Below are 16,512 nucleotides of genomic sequence, written 5' to 3'. Positions count from 1 at the left end.
AACATCTGTCCATTATGAAAAAAAGTTTAAGGCTTAACTACTTTACCATGCTTCATCACAAAGGTGACATTTTCTAAAGTTGAAATCGTTTCCAGAGGATGGGTTTTAACAGCGATTAAGTCTGCCATTTTACCTTCTTCAATAGAACCATAATCCGCATCAACTTTCAAGAGTTTAGCAGGTACTATAGTTGCTGATTGAATGGCTTCCATTGCCGGCATACCCACTTCTACCATATATCCGAATTCTTTAGCGTTTAATCCATGTTTAAACACTCCAGCATCAGTACCGAATAAAATATTGACTCCCTTTTTATATGCCTTTTCAAAGGTTCCTTGGATTTGAGGACCAATCGCCTTTGCTTTGGGCACAACCAATTCCGGGTAATAGCCTTCAATTTCGGCCATTTCAGCAACACTTTTTCCCGCAGTTATCGTTGGGACGAGGTAAGCATCGTGTTCTTTCATCAGTTCCATAGTTTCTTCAGACATCAAGGTGCCATGCTCAATGGTTTTAATTCCTGCCTTAACCGCTCTTTGCATACCCTCATCCCCATGGGCGTGTGCAGCGGTAATCATACCATAATCATTGGCGGTTTCTACAATTGCTCTCAATTCATCTTCAAAAAACTGAGGATTTTGGCTACTTTTAGCAACACTTAACACTCCCCCGGTCGCTGTAATTTTAATCACATCTGCCCCATTTTTGTAACGCTGCCTTACCGCTTCACGAGCTTCTGCCGTCCCATTGATTACGCCTTGGTCTGGTCCTGGATGACCCATCAGATCTGCTTTATAGCCATTGGTAGGATCGGCATGTCCGCCAGTTGTCGCTATAGACTTACCGGCAGAATAAATGGTTGGTCCCATCACCAAACCTTTTTTTATAGCATCTCTTAAACTAGTATTGACCCCGCTTCCTCCAAGATCTCTTACAGATGTAAAGCCAGCCATTAAGGTGGTTTTAGCGTGTTTTTGTGCTTCATAGGCGACATCGGCCTCGTTGTAGGTGAAAGGTTTTATATAATTATCTGGTGAGGTCTCAGACTCCAAATGCACATGCATATCGAAAAATCCTGGAAGAACAAAAGAATTCTTAAGGTCTATGACTCTTGCTTGCTTAGGCGCTTCAACAAATCCATTCTCAATTTTATGAATACGGTCATTTTTCACAATGATAGTTTTCTTTTTCAAAAGCTTACCTGACTCTACATCAATTAAACTTCCACAATAAATGTATTGGTCTTGAGCAGACAAGCTCAAAGACATTACTGAAATTAAAAGAATCGTAATCAAGTACTTCATAATTAAATTTTTTTATAAATCTATGAATTTATTTCTTATCCAACTTGATTAGTTTTTAGAGGATATGAAAACACATTCTCTATAGATTTATTGGATTGATAGAAACCAGTCCTAGATGAATACTGCTATAGCTAGTTAGTCTTGATATCATAATTTGAAAAAAGTTCGAGCAAAGCCTGCTCGCTAGAAGTAAAGTGGGGTTGATCTTTAAATGATTTTGACTTTTTGATTACTGCAGCCATTGAATCCTGGTGATAGGTTTGGAAAAGCAAAGGATGAATATAATATTCTCTACAAACTGCTCTTGTATTTCCCAAAGAATTAGCAGCCTTGTCAATGGCTTTTAAGTTGTATTGCTCTTTTTCTTTATCTGTTTTTGGGGGAGGTAATTCGGATAAGACTTCAAAATAGATTTTACTCGCAGCCCAGGTTCTAAAGTCTTTAGCCGAAAATTCGTTTCCACTTAATATATGAATATAATCATTCACCATACCACTGTCCACGTTGTGTTTTCCATTATCATCGTAGTATTTAAAGAGTTCCCAGCCAGGAATTTCTTCACATTGATTAATCAAGTTGATTAATTTTTCATTTTCAACAGTAATTGAATGTTCCTTTCCGCTTTTCCCGGTAAAATGAAATTCTATTTTATGATCGTAGATGTCTACGTGTTTTGACCTTAAGGTTGATAATCCATAAGTTTGATTTCGTTTGGCATAATTTTCATTTCCAACTCTTATATGAGTTTCCTCCATGAGTCGGATTACAAGAGCCAGTACTTTGGTTTTAGGCATGCCTTGCTGAGATAGGTCAGTCTCAACCTGTGCTCTAATTTTTGGTAAGGATTGTCCAAAAGAGACCATCTTAAGGAACTTGGTTTGATTTCTTAATTTTACCCACAAAGGATGGTATCTATAGACTTTTCTATGCTTATCATCGCGCCCCACTGCTTGTAAATGTCCGTTCTCCGCTTCAGATATTTTCACATTATCCCAGCTAGGAGGAATAACTAAAGACTTAATGCGCTTTAAAATAGCTTCAGAACGAATACGTTCATCGTTTAACAAATAAGTAAAACCTCGACCATAAGGCTTTCTGATGATTTTAAAGTTTTTATCATTTACGTATATCAAATCAGCTATTTCTGCGGTTTTTTCTGGTTGTTTGAGGGCTGTGATGATTTCTCTAGACTCCATTGTGGTCTATGTGTTTAAAAATTAAATTTGACTTGGCTTATGACATAAAAAAACCCACCAACTCAATGGTAGGTTCATCTTTAATAAAGAGTAAAATTTAAATAAGCTCTTCAAAAGTTTTAACTGATTTCAGTGCTGCTTTCACACTATCCCTTTGCTTTTTAAGCATGTTTTCAGTTGAAGGCGCTAAGGTCATTTCTTCTAAAATCTCGTTATATTCAGCAAGAGCTTTTTCTTCACCACGAACAGCTTCTTCTAGCAAGGCTTCATCGCTATTCTCTGAAAATTTAGATTTTAAATCCATCCAAACTCTATGCACATCACCTTTTAAGCTTGTACCCTTGTCTGGTGTTTCTGAAAATAAACGAATTTCTTCTTTAAGCTCATGACCAAAGTCATAGCGATCTTTAGACCTTTCATTAAAAAAGTCTTTTAAATTAGAATTTTTGATATGATTTTTTGCTGCCTTGTAGCCAGCTTCTGCGTCATAATTTTTTTCAAGTAAGTCGTTTAACCTATCGGAAATTTCTTTTGTATACTTCATAATATAAATTTTTAATAATTTACGACTACAAAAACCCGGCATCATAACGCTTAACATTGTTTAACCTCTGGTTTAACAGAACTTAAGAAGTCAAACCAATGTAAAACAAAAAAGCCCGATACTTTCGTATCAGGCTTTCTTTGCTCCTCCTCAAGGACTCGAACCTTGGACCCTCTGATTAACAGTCAGATGCTCTAACCAACTGAGCTAAGGAGGAATTTATATTTGAAATAATTTATTCCGTTTAGCGGTTGCAAATATAAACCAATATTTAGTTTCACAAAATATTTTCTTTAAAAATATATCAGAATTTTAGCCTCCCGTAATCCAGCGGTAGACGTCGTTTCCATTAGCAAATAGCACTAAAGCTATAAGTATAAAGAAGCCAATCATTTGCGCATATTCCATCACCTTTTCATTGGGCTTGCGTCCGGAAATCATTTCATACAATAAAAACATAACATGCCCACCATCTAAGGCTGGAATGGGTAAGATATTCATAAATGCTAGGATAATGGAAATAAAAGCTGTGGTTGTCCAAAAAGCCCTCCAGTCCCAGGCTTCTGGAAACAAACTTCCAATAGCACCAAAGCCACCTACCTGTGTTGCTCCTTTTTTGGTAAAGACATATTTAAATTGAGCTACGTAATCATGAAGCGTCCAGTAAGCAAAATCAAATCCAGTGACTATGCTTTCTCCAAAACTGTACTCTTTGGTTAGAATATCCTCACTGGTAAAGGCAGAAGTAAATACGCCGATATTACCTTTCTCGTTGGTCGTTACCGTAGCTTTGCCAAGACCTTCCGCATTGAGCTCTTTACTTAAGCCTTCGTTGGTTTCAATCCCTTCTGAAGTAAAAGTTAGCTCAACAGGCTGTCCTTTAGTTTCTAAAATTTTTTGTCTAAACTGATGCCAGTAATCAAGCTGCTCACCGTTAACTGATGTAATCATATCTCCCTTTTTCAAGCCTGCTTTATCTGCTGGAGAATCGGGGATGACACTATCAATTAGAGGACGCTTTACTGGTGAAAATGGCTGCATACTCCCCGACTGAAATAACTTCTGGCCAATATCCTCAGGTATAGAGAACGTTTCTCTTGTGCCACCTGCCCGTTCTACTTCAACAGAGCTTACATCTCTTAACAAAAGGTATTTGTTAATATCGATCTGACTTTCTAGCGTCTTCCCGTTGACATTCAATATTTTATCTCCATCTTCAAAACCATAATCTTTCATCACCTCAGCCACTTCCATCCCGTCTTCAAAAACATCTGGGTTTAAATAGTCTTCTCCCCAAACAAAAAGGACCATCATATAGATTACAAATCCGAGTATAATATTCACAGTAACTCCACCAAGCATGATGATGAGACGTTGCCAGGTTGGCTTACTACGGAACTCCCAGGGCTCTGGCGGCTTGGCCATCTGCTCCTTATCCATGCTCTCATCTATCATTCCGGAGATCTTCACGTATCCCCCCAAAGGCAACCAGCCTATTCCGTAAACGGTCTCTCCAATTTTCTTTTTGAAAAGCGAAAACTTCACATCAAAAAAGAGGTAAAACTTTTCGACTCTGGTTTTAAATAATTTGGCCGGTATAAAGTGTCCTAATTCGTGTAAAACAATGAGTATCGATAAACTCAGGATGAGTTGTATAGCTTTTATTAAAAATGGATCCATTAGACTTAAATTTTCAGTCGCAAAAGTAATCTTTTATCGGTGCATAAAAAATTTTTGAAGCTCTACTCCTTCTAGTTAACAAATAATTGTAACCTATGAGACTTTATAGCATTTAGTTTCGAGTTATTTTTGTAATAGATATATTATTTATGCTCAAGTTTTTTGCGAAATATAAATTCTTTGCGGTAGTCATGCTAATCGTTTCAGCGGTTATAATTACTCTGATTTACAATCAATTAAATCCAACTCCCAAGTTGCCAATCTATCAGCCAGATATGGTCACGGCAGACTTGGTAGATACTACTGTACAATACATCCGTAAGTATCATAAAATTGATGATTTTAAGCTGGTGAATCAAAATGGAGACACGATTACTCAGAAGGATTATCAAGATAAAATTTATGTAGCCGATTTCTTTTTCACCACCTGTCAGAGCATCTGTATAGATATGGCCAAAAGCATGCAAACTTTGCAAAAGGAATTTAAAAACGACGACGATATCAAACTGCTCTCTCATACTGTCACACCAGAAATTGATGACGTTGCACAACTTAAGAAATACGCACAAGAAAAAGGTGTTATAGATGGAAAATGGAATCTGGTCACGGGTGATAAAAAACAGATTTACAACCTTGCCAGGAAAGAATATTTAGCCTCCAAAAGCCAAGGAGATGGCGGACCTTATGATCTGGTACATACCGAAAATTTTGTTTTGGTAGACAAAGAAAAACGTATCCGAGGTTTCTACGATGGCACCAATCCTGAAGAAATACAGCAACTTATTGAAGACATCGATATCCTAAGGCTTGAATATCTACCAGAAGATTAATCTTTCTTCGGAACCTGCCTTCCAAGAAACGCAGGCAGGTTTGCTACTACCAGCTTAAATGCTCTACGACATCAAGCTTTCTAGATGCAGTACCAATTAAAACCTTCGCCTCTAGTCGATTTCAAATTCATAGGTATCTTTACTAATCAATAAACCCGTTCCCCTGAAGTCGGGTAATTTTCAGTTTAAGTGAAGTTAATTAAAACCTCACAGGTTTTGGAAACCTGTGAGGTCTTAAGATGTCCCAGTTTCTCATAAAATATTTCTTTTTATATAATGCTAGAGTGAAGTCTGGCCTTTGCTTTCAAGCTAGATATCACTAAGCTTCAACCCTGAAGAAACAAATTAACATTATTCTCACCAAGTTCTTTCAACTCATAAGGTTAACACAAACCTTTCTTAATCCATTTTACATCAGTTCATTAGACCATTAACTTAGTCATTTAAAACTATTAATATCAAAACCTACACCATTATGAGTAAAGAAGAAACGATGAAGGATATTGAAACTATCAACCCTGTTACAGGTAAAATAATAAAATCCTATAATTACCTTTCTGATAAAGCTATGAATGCTGCTATTTCACAATGTGAAAATGCCTTTGAAAATTGGAAAAACGTACCGGCGGAAGATCGTGTTAAGGTTATTAAAACCATAGGAGAGGAGTTGAATAATGCTAAAGAAGAATTAGCTCAACTGATGACTGATGAAATGGGTAAAACGCTAGAACAGAGCAAACAGGAAGTGGACCTATGCGTGGCCATCTGTGAATACACCGCCAAGAATGGACCTGATGCTTTAACAACTGAAAAACGAGAAATGATAAACGGTGAGCGTGGTGAAGTAGCCTACTCACCAATTGGTATTGTTTACGGCATACAGCCTTGGAATTACCCTTGCTATCAAGTGGTGCGTTACTCAATTGCAAGCTTAATGGCAGGAAATGCCGTATTGCTTAAACACGCTACAAATGTGACAGGAACAGGAATGCTTTTAGAAAAGATTTACCATAAAGCAAACATTCCAAAAGGTTTATTCACCAATTTAGTAATCGATCACGATCAATCTGATCAGGTCATCAAACATAAATCTGTAAGAGGTGTTACGCTTACCGGAAGTGCAGCAGCTGGACGATATGTGGGTCAAAAGGCTGCAGCAGAACTAAAGAAAACTGTCTTAGAACTTGGTGCCAATGATGCCTATTTGGTTTTTGACGATGCCGATATAGATCATGCCGTTAAAGAATGCGTGAATGGACGTATCTACAATAATGGAGAAACCTGTATTGCTGCCAAACGGTTTATTGTAGCCGAAAAAGTGTATGATGAGTTTCGTGAAAAATTTGTTCAATCTATGAGTAATGTAAAGATGGGCGACCCTAATGATGAGCAAACTCAGTTAGGCCCTATAGCTCGCCAAGACCTAAGAGAGGATTTACACAATCAAGTCAAAGAAAGTATCGAAAATGGTGCAAAAGTAGCCTGTGGAGGTGAAATTCCAGAAGGTGACGGGTTCTATTACCCAGCTACTGTTCTAGAAAATGTAAAGCCTGGACAACCAGCTTATGAAGATGAACTTTTTGGACCAGTAGCTTCATTGATAAAAGCAAAAGATAATGAAGATGCTATGCGAATTGCAAACGATAGTCGATTTGGACTTGGTGGTGGAATATTTTCTCAAGATGAGGATGTTGCCTTCGAGATTGCGAAAAAACATTTCGATACTGGTATGGTCTTTATCAATTCATTTGGATTAGCAGATCCAGCCATACCATTTGGTGGAGTAAAAGACTCTGGCTATGGCCGTGAACACGGTGGATTTGGTTTAAAAGAGTTTGTTAACATCAAAGGAATTATGAGAAGGTGAATCTAATTGATCTCAACTAAAAATGAAAGCCCAATCCAATCGATTGGGCTTTCGTTTTTAGGAATATTGTAAGCTATAAATTGATTGGGAAACAATTCAAAACAATCTCTTGAGAACCGCTTCAAAATCAATCAAAACAATACTAAACACCCCAAGAACGATGACAAACTTTAATAGATTATGAAGCAATAGGTAATGAATTTTTTGTTCAGATCGCCATAGTTGCAACAGAAATATAATGAGGACTACAACGCAGAGCAAAAAATAATAATCCATATAACCTGAATCAAAGTAAATGACTAAAATCAAGGCTGGAATAATTGTTGAAATGACCAAAACCGATATGAGTCGTTTGGTATAGTTTACACTGTATTTGACAGGGATAGTAGAATAATCCAGTGTAAAATCACCTTTCAAGTTTTCCAAATCTTTCACTAGCTCCCTTATCAAAATAATAAAAAACAGGAATACAGCGTGAACGATAATGACTGCTTCATAATTTTTGTAATACACAAAAATGACAAAAAATGGGAGTATAGCTAATATCCCGGCAGTGAAAGTTCCTAAGAATGGATAACGCTTGAGTTTATGTGAATACAGCCATATTAAAAATATATACCCAGAAAAAAATAGTACGGCTTTAAAACTGATGTAACTGGCAATAATAACACACAGAAAGTTGAGTAAAAAATAGACGCCTAGCTTAGTTTTTTGACTGACGTAATTATCTAGTAAAGTTTTTTTGGGCCGATTTATTAAATCCTTTTCAGAGTCGTAGAAGTTATTGATAAGATAGCCGGAAGCAATAGCTAGAGATGTGGAAATCACTATTAAAAACAAATCAAGATTAAGCAAAACTTGCTTTAAAGGTAAGTGCCTGGCCATAATAAAAATAGAAGCCAGGTATTGCGCAATAACAATTATCAGGATGTTATAACCTCGAACCACCGAGAACAAACTCAAAAACTTGAGCCATAAGTGCCTGTTCTCTCGTGACATTTTTTACGATAGATTTAAAAGGTATAGACCACCTCTAGTTTATGATCTTTGAGGGCCGCTTTAGCCTTTTTAAAATCTTCAGTAAACCCTAAAATGTAACCACCACCACCTGAGCCACAAAGCTTCAAATAGTAATCATTTGTTTCGATACCTCGTTTCCAAAGCTCATGAAATTGCTTTGGTATCATAGGTTTAAAATTATCTAACACCACATTAGATAGATGTTTGATGTTTCCAAAAAGCGATTTAAAATCTCCAGCTAGAAAGTTATCAACACAAGCATCGGTATGCTTTACAAACTTTTCCTTAATGATATTTCTAAAGCCTTCCTGCTTCATGTTGTCCATAAAGATTTGAACCATAGGAGCAGTTTCACCTACAATACCACTATCCAGTAGAAACACTGCACCATTTCCATTTTGAGTCTGAGACGGTATTCCTGCTGGCTCAATGCTATCCTTAGAATTAATTAATATAGGCAGGCTTAAATAACTGTTGAGTGGATCTAGTCCTGAGGACTTCCCGTGAAAGAAAGATTCCATTTTTGAAAAAACAGTTTTTAACTTGAGGAGTTTGTCTTTAGAAAGATTTTCAAGAACCGTAATTTTATCAAAGGCGTATTTATCATATAAAGCGGCAACTAAAGCACCACTACTCCCCACACCATACCCTTGCGGGATACTGCTGTCAAAATACATTCCTTTGTCAAGATCTGCATTTAGAGCTTCCACATCAAACCGAACGGGAGTAGATTTCTCCTGATTCAGCTCTTCTAAAAAAATAGAGAATCTCTTTAATTCAGCGTTGGATTTTATGGCTTTATCATTAGGATTTTCATCCACTTTTAAGGCCCCGTTGTAAAAATTGTAAGGAATGGATAAACCTTTCGAATCTTTGATGATACCATACTCACCAAATAACAAAATTTTTGAGTAAAATAGAGGTCCTTTCATGGTCTTTGCTTTAGGATAAAATCAAACAGTTATGCAAATATTAGTGATTCTTGAACGATAATGTCAATCATTTAAAATTTATTTTCACTAAATCACTAAACACATACAAAATTAAGCTATTTTGTTCAACTTAAATTCAAAATCAGTAAACAAAGTTAAAATTTAATATCATCGTGAATTACTTTTTCACCTTGGCAAAATTGAAGCAAGTCTTCCTCGATTAGGGTTTTAACCTCAGCATCAGATTGTTCTGGATAAAGCAGGTGAACATTGGCTCCTGCGTCTAAGGTAAAGCCTACTGCTACTCCTTTAGATTTTCTAAACTCCCAAACTTTATCGATTACTTCCAGAGTATTGGGTTTCATCAAGATAAAATAAGGCATACTTGTCATCATCATGGCGTGAAGCGATAATGCTTCCGATTCTACCAAAGCAAAAAAATCATCAAACTTGCCTGTAGTTAAGATGGACCTTAATTTAGTTATATTTTCATTAGCCTGATGGAATCGCTGTTCGGCAAAAGGGTGGTTGTGCATTAGATTATGACCTACACTACTACTCACTTGTTTCTCGCCTTCATCTATCAACAAAATAGAATCTCTAAAATTTCTAAAGTTGTTATGCACTTCATAAGGATAATCTATGCCGTAAAATCCAGAACTACCTGTAATATTATCATGGCTTCCCCACACTACAAGTTTGCCTCCTGTGCTTCGACACGCACTTCCTGAGCCAAGTCTTGCCAAAAAAGAGGTCTTTTGATCCTTAAGCGCTTTAGTGAATCCTGAGGATACCGATGACTCCATAGCCACAAAGCATTTAGCCAGGGCTGCCATACCACTAGCAGAAGAAGCAATACCGCTGCTGTGAGGAAATGTATTTCGGGTATGGATCTCAAATTGAAATGATTTCAAAAAAGGTATATAAACTTCTATGCGTTTCAAAAACGTTTCAATTTTAGACTTAAAAGAAGGCTTTTCTTTACCATCCAAATACACATTAAAATGAAAGTGATCGTCCGCCTCTATGCGCTTAACTAAATTCACTTTTGTTTCCGTCTTACATTTATTCAAAGTATAACTGATCGACGTATTTTTAGGCAATTGCTCCCCATATTTACCCCAGTATTTTACCAGTGCAATATTACTTGGTGCTTCTGCTTTATAACTTCCAAGATCTGGAAGAAGTTGAGGAGTTTGATATATAAAATCGTTAATGTTCATCTTAATTCTAAGTTTTAAAACAAATATAAGTAAAGCAAGAAGTTATGGCAGGTATTGTGAATGATGAAAAATATTAATATTTTGCTTATTAGATTATAATTCATGAAAACTTCTACCGTCGTTAAAATTTTTATTGGGGTATTAATTTGCCTGGGCATCGGCTTTATAGGGTCTATTGCTACACAGTCCAGTGTTGATACCTGGTTCGCTACACTCAACAAACCCAGCTTTAATCCTCCAGCCTGGTTGTTTGCGCCAGTATGGACCTTACTTTACATAATGATGGGAGTTGCAGCTGGAATTGTTTGGAGTCGTGGATTTCATCACATTTGGGTAAAAACTGCCTTATATCACTTTGGGTTTCAGTTGGTACTCAATGCCTCCTGGTCTATTGTATTTTTTGGGTACCAATCTCCATTATTTGCCTTATTTATTATTATTGGACTTATTGTATTGGTTTTAATTACCTTCAAATGGTTTAAAGTAGTCAATAACACTTCTGCTTATTTACTAATCCCCTATATTCTGTGGCTTGTTTTTGCAGCGGCTCTAAACTTTGAAATCTGGAGACTTAATTAAATAGTTCCTAAGGCGTAGAGTTGTTCCAAATTGGGAGACTTACTTCCCCCCTCCGGTTCTAATGTAATACCAAAACCTTCAGATGGAGGTATATTTTGTAGTCTAAACAACTTATTACCTTCCGAACTCGCTTCTGCCAACACACCGATACTATTTGGAGTTAAAGGTTCAAAAGTCAATGACCAGGCTTGATAAACCATACCTTCTGGTGCCTCTGGCAGCCTGCTAATGTCAAGTATTAATTCGTTGGTTTCTTCATCATAAAAGGCTGCAACTGCTGTATTTGGTGCATTTTTAGCATTTCCAGGCAATGTAATTTTCTGAGTACCTGGTTGAGACATTTTAACTAGGATTTCTTCAAGAGTTTCTACTTTCTGTGAAGTTTCGGTTACTTGAACTTCTTTAGTTTCCAATGTATCGGAAGCCACTTTCAAATCCTGTTTTAAATCTTGATTTAATTTTAAAAGCCATAATATACCCCCTAGCAATAAGATAGCTGCTGCCCATCCAAAATAGGAATAATTGGAAGTGATGATTTTCACTTTTGGCTTAACTGAGGAATTATTGATTTTTTTAATTAGTTTCTTCTTTACTGATGGTTTGAGACCAACAGAAGTAGCTCTGGAAAGCTCGAGCAAAGTCGTTTCTATAGACTCAACTTCAGCCTGTAGCTCTAGATCTTTTGCAACATCAGCGGCTACCTGAGCCTGCTCCTCCTCTGAAAGCGCTCCATACACGTAAAGCTCGAGTATTCCTGACTCTATATATTCTTTAGTCGTCATATTTATTCTATTGTTTCTCTAAGTGAATTTAAGCAAGATCTGTTCCTAGATTTAACAGTTCCCAGTGGAATCTCTAGACTTTCTGATGCTTCTTTTTGCGTATATCCCTTAAAAAAAAGTAAATCGATTAATTTAATGCACATTGGTTTAAGTTTATCTACAAACTTTCTTATACCATAACCATCACTGATACTATCCAGATCCATATCATCTTTTAGAAAAAAAGAAAAGTTTTCAAAATCTGAGTTTTTTTGTTTGTTTTTGTAAGCTTTAGATCTCACTTTATCGATAGCTGCATTTCTAGAGATATTGAGGAGCCAAGTAAAGAAGCGCCCTTTTTCACTAGAATAAGACTCTGATTTATCCCATACTTTTATAAAAACATCCTGTAAGACTTCCTCTGCTATCTCTGCATCTTTCACTATTGTATTAATGATTCCAAAAATATTTTCAGAATACATATCATAAATTTGAGAAAAAGCTACTTCATTTTTTTGCTTTAACTGTAGTATCAGTTTATCCGGCTGCATCAGTAAATTTTTTTTAAATCTACTTATTTTAATTCACTTGGCAAATCTTACTCATAAAAAGGAAATTGTGGCCATCTGCCACAATTTCCAATCTATCAACAAAAAACAACCAAAACTCAAGTCATCAAAACTCATCTGTAGACATTTACGTAAATAAATTGAGTAAGGTTTGAATCGATTAGAAATGTAATTTAAAACTAATTCCTTAATTCTTTAAAAATGTATTTTTGCAGCCTATGTCATATATAAGAGTAATTATTCCTGCTTACAATGAAGAAGGCTCTATAGCTAAGGTCATTAAAGATATACCAGATCATATCGCAGAAATAATTGTTGTAGACAATTGTTCTACAGACCAAACGACGAAGGAAATTTTAAAAGCTGGTGCGACCGCACTTTATGAGAACAGGATGGGATATGGCTATGCCTGTCTAAAAGGCTTGAATTACATAAAATCATTAAACTCAAAAACAGATATTGTCGTATTTCTGGATGGAGATTATAGTGATTATCCAGAACAGATGAATGATCTCATCAAGCCCATCTTAAAGGAGGATATTGATTTTGTAATTGGTGCGAGAGTTAAATCCAAAAGAGAGGAAGGTGCCATGACGTTTCCACAAATATTTGGAAATTGGCTTGCCACTTCCCTTATGCGACTTTTCTTCAACTCAAAATTTACAGATTTAGGTCCTTTTAGAGCGATTAAATATGAAAAGCTTCTTCAATTAAGAATGGAGGATAAAACTTATGGCTGGACTGTTGAAATGCAGCTTAAAGCTCTTAAACAAAAACTTACCTATACAGAGGTAGAAATAGACTATAGGAACCGAATAGGAGAATCCAAAGTTTCGGGAACAGTAAAAGGAGCCGTTATGGCTGGGGTGAAAATATTAGGTTGGATTTTTAAATATGCATTTAAATGATTTTAAGTTATATCATAATTGGTCTTTACGCAATATCTCTTTTCGTGATATTGATTTACAGTTTGCTTCAATTGCAACTGGTTATCAATTATAAGAAAGACAAAAAAATTAAAAAAGAAGCTCCGAATGATCCAAAGTTCTGGCCAAAGGTTACTATACAGTTACCTCTATTTAATGAACAATATGTGGTGAAACGACTTTTAACTGCCGTGGCTAATCTAGACTACCCAGAAGATCAACTTGAAATTCAAATTCTGGATGATTCTACAGATGTTTCGAAAGAATATACAGAAAATTTAGCTCTAGAGCTAAAAGAAAAGGGCTTAGAGGCTAACTACATCCATAGAACAGATCGTAAAAATTTTAAAGCCGGTGCACTTAAGGAGGGCTTAGTAGATGCTAAAGGCGAGTTTATTGCCATTTTTGATGCTGATTTTCTCCCACCTAGAAATTGGCTTAAGAAAACGATTCCACATTTCAATACACCCAAAATTGGTGTGGTCCAGACCCGTTGGGGACACGTGAACAGGAACTACAGTATATTGACCAAGATCCAGGCGTTTGCTCTAGATTTTCATTTTCTTATAGAACAGGTTGGAAGATCGTTTGGGAACCACTTTATCAATTTTAATGGTACAGCTGGGGTTTGGAGAAAAACCTGTATTGAAGACGCAGGAAACTGGCAGGGAGACACCCTCACAGAAGATTTAGACTTGAGCTATCGAGCTCAGCTAAAGGGCTGGGAGTTTACTTATTTAAAAGATGTAGTTACTCCAGCTGAGTTACCAGTTGTTCTAAGTGCTGCACGCTCTCAACAATTTAGATGGAATAAGGGGGCGGCAGAGAATTTTAGAAAAAACTTTTTATCGGTTGCCAGAAATAAACATCTTAATTTGAATTCAAAACTTCATGGGTTCTTCCACCTTCTGAATTCAAGTATGTTTCTATTAATACTGCTGGTGGCTATATTAAGTATTCCTGTTTTATACATCAAATTCCAACAGCAATCCTGGGATAGTATTTTCTATATCCTCACAGCTATGGGCTTAAGTACAGTCATTTTTATTTATGGCTATTGGACTAGTTATAAAGAAATCAAAGGAAGTGGTCCTTTATCTTTTATAAAGTTTCTGGGTCTTTTTATTACCTTTTTCTCAATTGCCATGGGGCTTTCAGCTCACAATACCCTGGCTATTCTGGAGGGGCACTTTAATAAAAGATCTGCCTTTATTCGTACCCCTAAGTTCAATATTGAATCTGATAAAGATACCTGGAAAGGTAAGGTATATATCAACAAAAGACTTTCAGTCATCAATTGTGTTGAAATCCTTTTGTTTATTTATTTTGTATATGGACTTTATAGCGCTTACTACACACAGGATTTTGGATTAGTATTATTTCACCTGATGCTTACCTTTGGTTTTGGCTTTATTTCCTTTAAAACTTTATTTTCTAAAGCCTGATGAACAGTAAAGCTTTGACCCTATGTTTGAATTCCTTAGGCATATTTTTGCTTGGCTTGATTTATTACTGGATAGGATATGAGGTTGAACGATCACAATTTGAGCTGTTATTCCCCTTATACTTCTTTGCATTTTTACTTTCATTTTATCTTTACAAAAGCGGTATAGCTTTAAACTATCTTATCGGGCTGAGTTTTTTATTTAAGTTCATTTTTTTGTTTTCAGTCCCTGAACTATCTCAGGATTTTTATAGATTCATTTGGGACGGCATGCTCAATACGAAGGGCTTAAATCCTTATTTACACCTACCCAATAATCTTATAGAAACAGAGCTTATACAAAAAGAAACCCTAAGTCCTGTTTTGTTTGAAAAAATGGGAACGCTTAACGCCTCAAATTTTTCCACTTACCCCCCCATTGCTCAGTTGATCTATACCATTAGTTATGCGATAGGAGGATCTAACATGCTTTTTAGTATTATCTTGCTTAGACTTTTCAATATTCTTGCGGAAGCAGGAATAGTTTGGTTTGGCCTTAAAATACTATCTCATCTCAAGCTCCCTAAGACGAATATTTTATTATTTGTTTTAAATCCTTTAGTGATTTTAGAATCTTCATTCAGTCTACACTTTGAGGTTGTCATGATTTTCTTCTTAACTCTGAGTTTTTATTGCTTATTCACTTCAAGGATAAATTTTTCAGCTTTAGGAATGGCTGGAGCTATAGCGTCTAAATTGCTCCCGTTAATGTTTTTACCATTATTCTTAGGCTATTTTAATCAAGGTAAAGCTTATTTTAACCGGAATCAGCTAAGAAGATACGTGAAATTTTTAACGGTATTAGGCCTTGGTATTATAGCTTTCTACCTTTATTTTTTCAATCTTGAACTCTTCAACAAAAGCGCACAAACCTTAGGCCTTTATTTCACTTCTTTTGAATTCAATGCAAGTATATATTACGTGTTAAGACAAGTAGGGTTTTGGATAAGTGGTTATAATCAGATTGAATTTATTGGAAGCGCCCTAAGTATTATGACACTCATCATTATCCTATATTTGAGTTTTAAGCGACGACAGGTAAATAATAGAACCCTAATCAGGTATATGTTATTATCATCGACAACCTACTATTTATTATCCACAACAGTTCATCCCTGGTACCTGATGCTGCCACTATTCTTAAGCATATTTACCAATCATAGATATATGTTGATATGGTCTTTTCTAGTCTTTTTAAGCTACTCGGCTTATAAAGTCACTGGAGTTGAAGAAAATGAAACCTTGTTAAGTATCGAATATATTCTAGTCGCTGGAACTATTCTATATGAAATGATCAATAAAAGAAAAAAGAGTTTAGACCTTAGACCTAAGGCTTTGTAACTTTACAAAAAGCACCCCCAGTACAACAGCCAAAATTACTAGAATCCACAAATGATTATCAATAGGGACATCAGTAACTGTACCTGGACCTCCTCCTCCATCAGGTGGTGGTGGTCCACCTTGAGCAACTGCAGAAAAAGTACTCAGGAGAGAAAATGAGATAAGTAGGATTCGTTTATTCATTGTCATAAATGGACTCCATTTGAGCTCAATTAATTAGCAAATTTAATGCATAGAAAATTACTAAATGTATTTTT

General features: G+C 36.0%; 16 protein-coding genes and 1 tRNA gene. 6 read left to right on the top strand and 11 right to left on the bottom strand.

The annotated features are described in order from the left end of the window. Positions 1-26: 26 nt before the first annotated feature. From F598_RS0104490 to rseP, 5 genes are all read right to left on the bottom strand, one after another. Complete coding sequence (locus tag F598_RS0104490; RefSeq protein ID WP_026302514.1) at positions 27-1,304, bottom strand: metal-dependent hydrolase family protein; 1,278 nt, start codon at positions 1,302-1,304, stop codon at positions 27-29. A 131-nt stretch (positions 1,305-1,435) separates the two neighbouring features. Continuing rightward, a complete protein-coding gene (locus F598_RS0104485; RefSeq protein ID WP_019037829.1) occupies positions 1,436-2,500 on the bottom strand; it encodes a DNA topoisomerase IB in 1,065 nt (354 codons plus the stop codon). A gap of 97 nt (positions 2,501-2,597) precedes the next feature. Continuing rightward, positions 2,598-3,044 (bottom strand): ferritin-like domain-containing protein, encoded by a 447-nt coding sequence (locus tag F598_RS0104480; RefSeq protein ID WP_019037828.1) that lies wholly within the window; start codon positions 3,042-3,044, stop codon positions 2,598-2,600. Between the two features lie 143 nt (positions 3,045-3,187). Continuing rightward, positions 3,188-3,261, bottom strand: a tRNA-Asn gene (locus F598_RS0104475). A 95-nt stretch (positions 3,262-3,356) separates the two neighbouring features. Beyond that, positions 3,357-4,724 carry an RIP metalloprotease RseP gene (gene rseP, locus F598_RS0104470; protein WP_019037827.1) on the bottom strand — a complete coding sequence of 456 codons (1,368 nt, stop codon included), beginning with the start codon at positions 4,722-4,724 and terminating at the stop codon, positions 3,357-3,359. A 149-nt stretch (positions 4,725-4,873) separates the two neighbouring features. On the opposite strand from rseP, the gene F598_RS0104465 reads away from it, so the two are divergent. After that, positions 4,874-5,554, top strand: a complete 681-nt coding sequence (locus F598_RS0104465) for an SCO family protein (RefSeq protein WP_019037826.1) — start codon at positions 4,874-4,876, stop codon at positions 5,552-5,554. Positions 5,555-6,029: 475 nt separating this feature from the next. Further along, positions 6,030-7,421, top strand: coding sequence for an NAD-dependent succinate-semialdehyde dehydrogenase (locus F598_RS0104460; protein WP_019037825.1), 1,392 nt, complete (start codon positions 6,030-6,032; stop codon positions 7,419-7,421). Positions 7,422-7,517: 96 nt separating this feature from the next. On the opposite strand, the gene F598_RS0104450 is transcribed toward F598_RS0104460, so the two are convergent. The 3 genes from F598_RS0104450 to mvaD all read right to left on the bottom strand — a co-directional run bounded on the left by F598_RS0104450 (position 7,518) and on the right by mvaD (position 10,596). Beyond that, positions 7,518-8,420, bottom strand: coding sequence for a geranylgeranylglycerol-phosphate geranylgeranyltransferase (locus tag F598_RS0104450; protein ID WP_019037823.1), 903 nt, complete (start codon positions 8,418-8,420; stop codon positions 7,518-7,520). A 14-nt stretch (positions 8,421-8,434) separates the two neighbouring features. Beyond that, positions 8,435-9,373, bottom strand: a complete 939-nt coding sequence (locus F598_RS0104445) for a mevalonate kinase family protein (RefSeq protein WP_019037822.1) — start codon at positions 9,371-9,373, stop codon at positions 8,435-8,437. A gap of 155 nt (positions 9,374-9,528) precedes the next feature. Further along, entirely contained in the window at positions 9,529-10,596 is a 1,068-nt protein-coding gene (gene mvaD / locus F598_RS0104440) for a diphosphomevalonate decarboxylase (protein WP_019037821.1), read from the bottom strand. A 102-nt stretch (positions 10,597-10,698) separates the two neighbouring features. Between mvaD and F598_RS0104435 the strand changes: the two genes are divergently transcribed. Further along, positions 10,699-11,175 carry a TspO/MBR family protein gene (locus F598_RS0104435; RefSeq protein WP_019037820.1) on the top strand — a complete coding sequence of 159 codons (477 nt, stop codon included), beginning with the start codon at positions 10,699-10,701 and terminating at the stop codon, positions 11,173-11,175. Here the strand turns inward: F598_RS0104435 and F598_RS0104430 are convergent. Next, positions 11,172-11,957: an anti-sigma factor gene (locus tag F598_RS0104430; protein WP_019037819.1), complete on the bottom strand. Its 786-nt coding sequence runs from the start codon at positions 11,955-11,957 to the stop codon at positions 11,172-11,174. The two genes, F598_RS0104435 and F598_RS0104430, sit on opposite strands and share 4 nt — an antisense overlap. A 2-nt stretch (positions 11,958-11,959) precedes the next feature. Then, a complete protein-coding gene (locus tag F598_RS0104425) occupies positions 11,960-12,487 on the bottom strand; it encodes an RNA polymerase sigma factor (protein WP_019037818.1) in 528 nt (175 codons plus the stop codon). Positions 12,488-12,723: 236 nt separating this feature from the next. Between F598_RS0104425 and F598_RS0104420 the strand changes: the two genes are divergently transcribed. The 3 genes from F598_RS0104420 to F598_RS0104410 all read left to right on the top strand — a co-directional run bounded on the left by F598_RS0104420 (position 12,724) and on the right by F598_RS0104410 (position 16,255). Further along, complete coding sequence (locus F598_RS0104420) at positions 12,724-13,413, top strand: glycosyltransferase family 2 protein (RefSeq protein ID WP_019037817.1); 690 nt, start codon at positions 12,724-12,726, stop codon at positions 13,411-13,413. Beyond that, complete coding sequence (locus tag F598_RS0104415) at positions 13,410-14,876, top strand: cellulose synthase family protein (protein ID WP_019037816.1); 1,467 nt, start codon at positions 13,410-13,412, stop codon at positions 14,874-14,876. Before F598_RS0104420 ends, F598_RS0104415 begins: the two co-directional genes overlap by 4 nt. 215 nt (positions 14,877-15,091) lie before the next feature. After that, a complete protein-coding gene (locus F598_RS0104410) occupies positions 15,092-16,255 on the top strand; it encodes an MptA/MptB family glycosyltransferase (protein ID WP_245539749.1) in 1,164 nt (387 codons plus the stop codon). Here the strand turns inward: F598_RS0104410 and F598_RS0104405 are convergent. Next, positions 16,229-16,438: a hypothetical protein gene (locus F598_RS0104405; protein ID WP_157594946.1), complete on the bottom strand. Its 210-nt coding sequence runs from the start codon at positions 16,436-16,438 to the stop codon at positions 16,229-16,231. The two genes, F598_RS0104410 and F598_RS0104405, sit on opposite strands and share 27 nt — an antisense overlap. Positions 16,439-16,512 lie beyond the last annotated feature (74 nt).

It is taken from the genome of Psychroflexus tropicus DSM 15496 (assembly GCF_000378765.1).
Lineage (GTDB): Bacteria > Bacteroidota > Bacteroidia > Flavobacteriales > Flavobacteriaceae > Psychroflexus > Psychroflexus tropicus.
This window is presented reverse-complemented; position numbering and strand designations above follow the sequence as displayed.

Excerpts from the sequence above, each read along its gene's own strand:
- F598_RS0104490 (WP_026302514.1), bottom strand. The coding sequence starts at position 1,304 with ATGAAGTACTTGATTACGATTCTTTTAATTTCAGTAATGTCTTTGAGC.
- F598_RS0104485 (WP_019037829.1), bottom strand. The coding sequence starts at position 2,500 with ATGGAGTCTAGAGAAATCATCACAGCCCTCAAACAACCAGAAAAAACC.
- F598_RS0104480 (WP_019037828.1), bottom strand. The coding sequence starts at position 3,044 with ATGAAGTATACAAAAGAAATTTCCGATAGGTTAAACGACTTACTTGAA.
- rseP (WP_019037827.1), bottom strand. The coding sequence starts at position 4,724 with ATGGATCCATTTTTAATAAAAGCTATACAACTCATCCTGAGTTTATCG.
- F598_RS0104465 (WP_019037826.1), top strand. The coding sequence starts at position 4,874 with ATGCTCAAGTTTTTTGCGAAATATAAATTCTTTGCGGTAGTCATGCTA.
- F598_RS0104460 (WP_019037825.1), top strand. The coding sequence starts at position 6,030 with ATGAGTAAAGAAGAAACGATGAAGGATATTGAAACTATCAACCCTGTT.
- F598_RS0104450 (WP_019037823.1), bottom strand. The coding sequence starts at position 8,420 with ATGTCACGAGAGAACAGGCACTTATGGCTCAAGTTTTTGAGTTTGTTC.
- F598_RS0104445 (WP_019037822.1), bottom strand. The coding sequence starts at position 9,373 with ATGAAAGGACCTCTATTTTACTCAAAAATTTTGTTATTTGGTGAGTAT.
- mvaD (WP_019037821.1), bottom strand. The coding sequence starts at position 10,596 with ATGAACATTAACGATTTTATATATCAAACTCCTCAACTTCTTCCAGAT.
- F598_RS0104435 (WP_019037820.1), top strand. The coding sequence starts at position 10,699 with ATGAAAACTTCTACCGTCGTTAAAATTTTTATTGGGGTATTAATTTGC.
- F598_RS0104430 (WP_019037819.1), bottom strand. The coding sequence starts at position 11,957 with ATGACGACTAAAGAATATATAGAGTCAGGAATACTCGAGCTTTACGTG.
- F598_RS0104425 (WP_019037818.1), bottom strand. The coding sequence starts at position 12,487 with ATGCAGCCGGATAAACTGATACTACAGTTAAAGCAAAAAAATGAAGTA.
- F598_RS0104420 (WP_019037817.1), top strand. The coding sequence starts at position 12,724 with ATGTCATATATAAGAGTAATTATTCCTGCTTACAATGAAGAAGGCTCT.
- F598_RS0104415 (WP_019037816.1), top strand. The coding sequence starts at position 13,410 with ATGATTTTAAGTTATATCATAATTGGTCTTTACGCAATATCTCTTTTC.
- F598_RS0104405 (WP_157594946.1), bottom strand. The coding sequence starts at position 16,438 with ATGAATAAACGAATCCTACTTATCTCATTTTCTCTCCTGAGTACTTTT.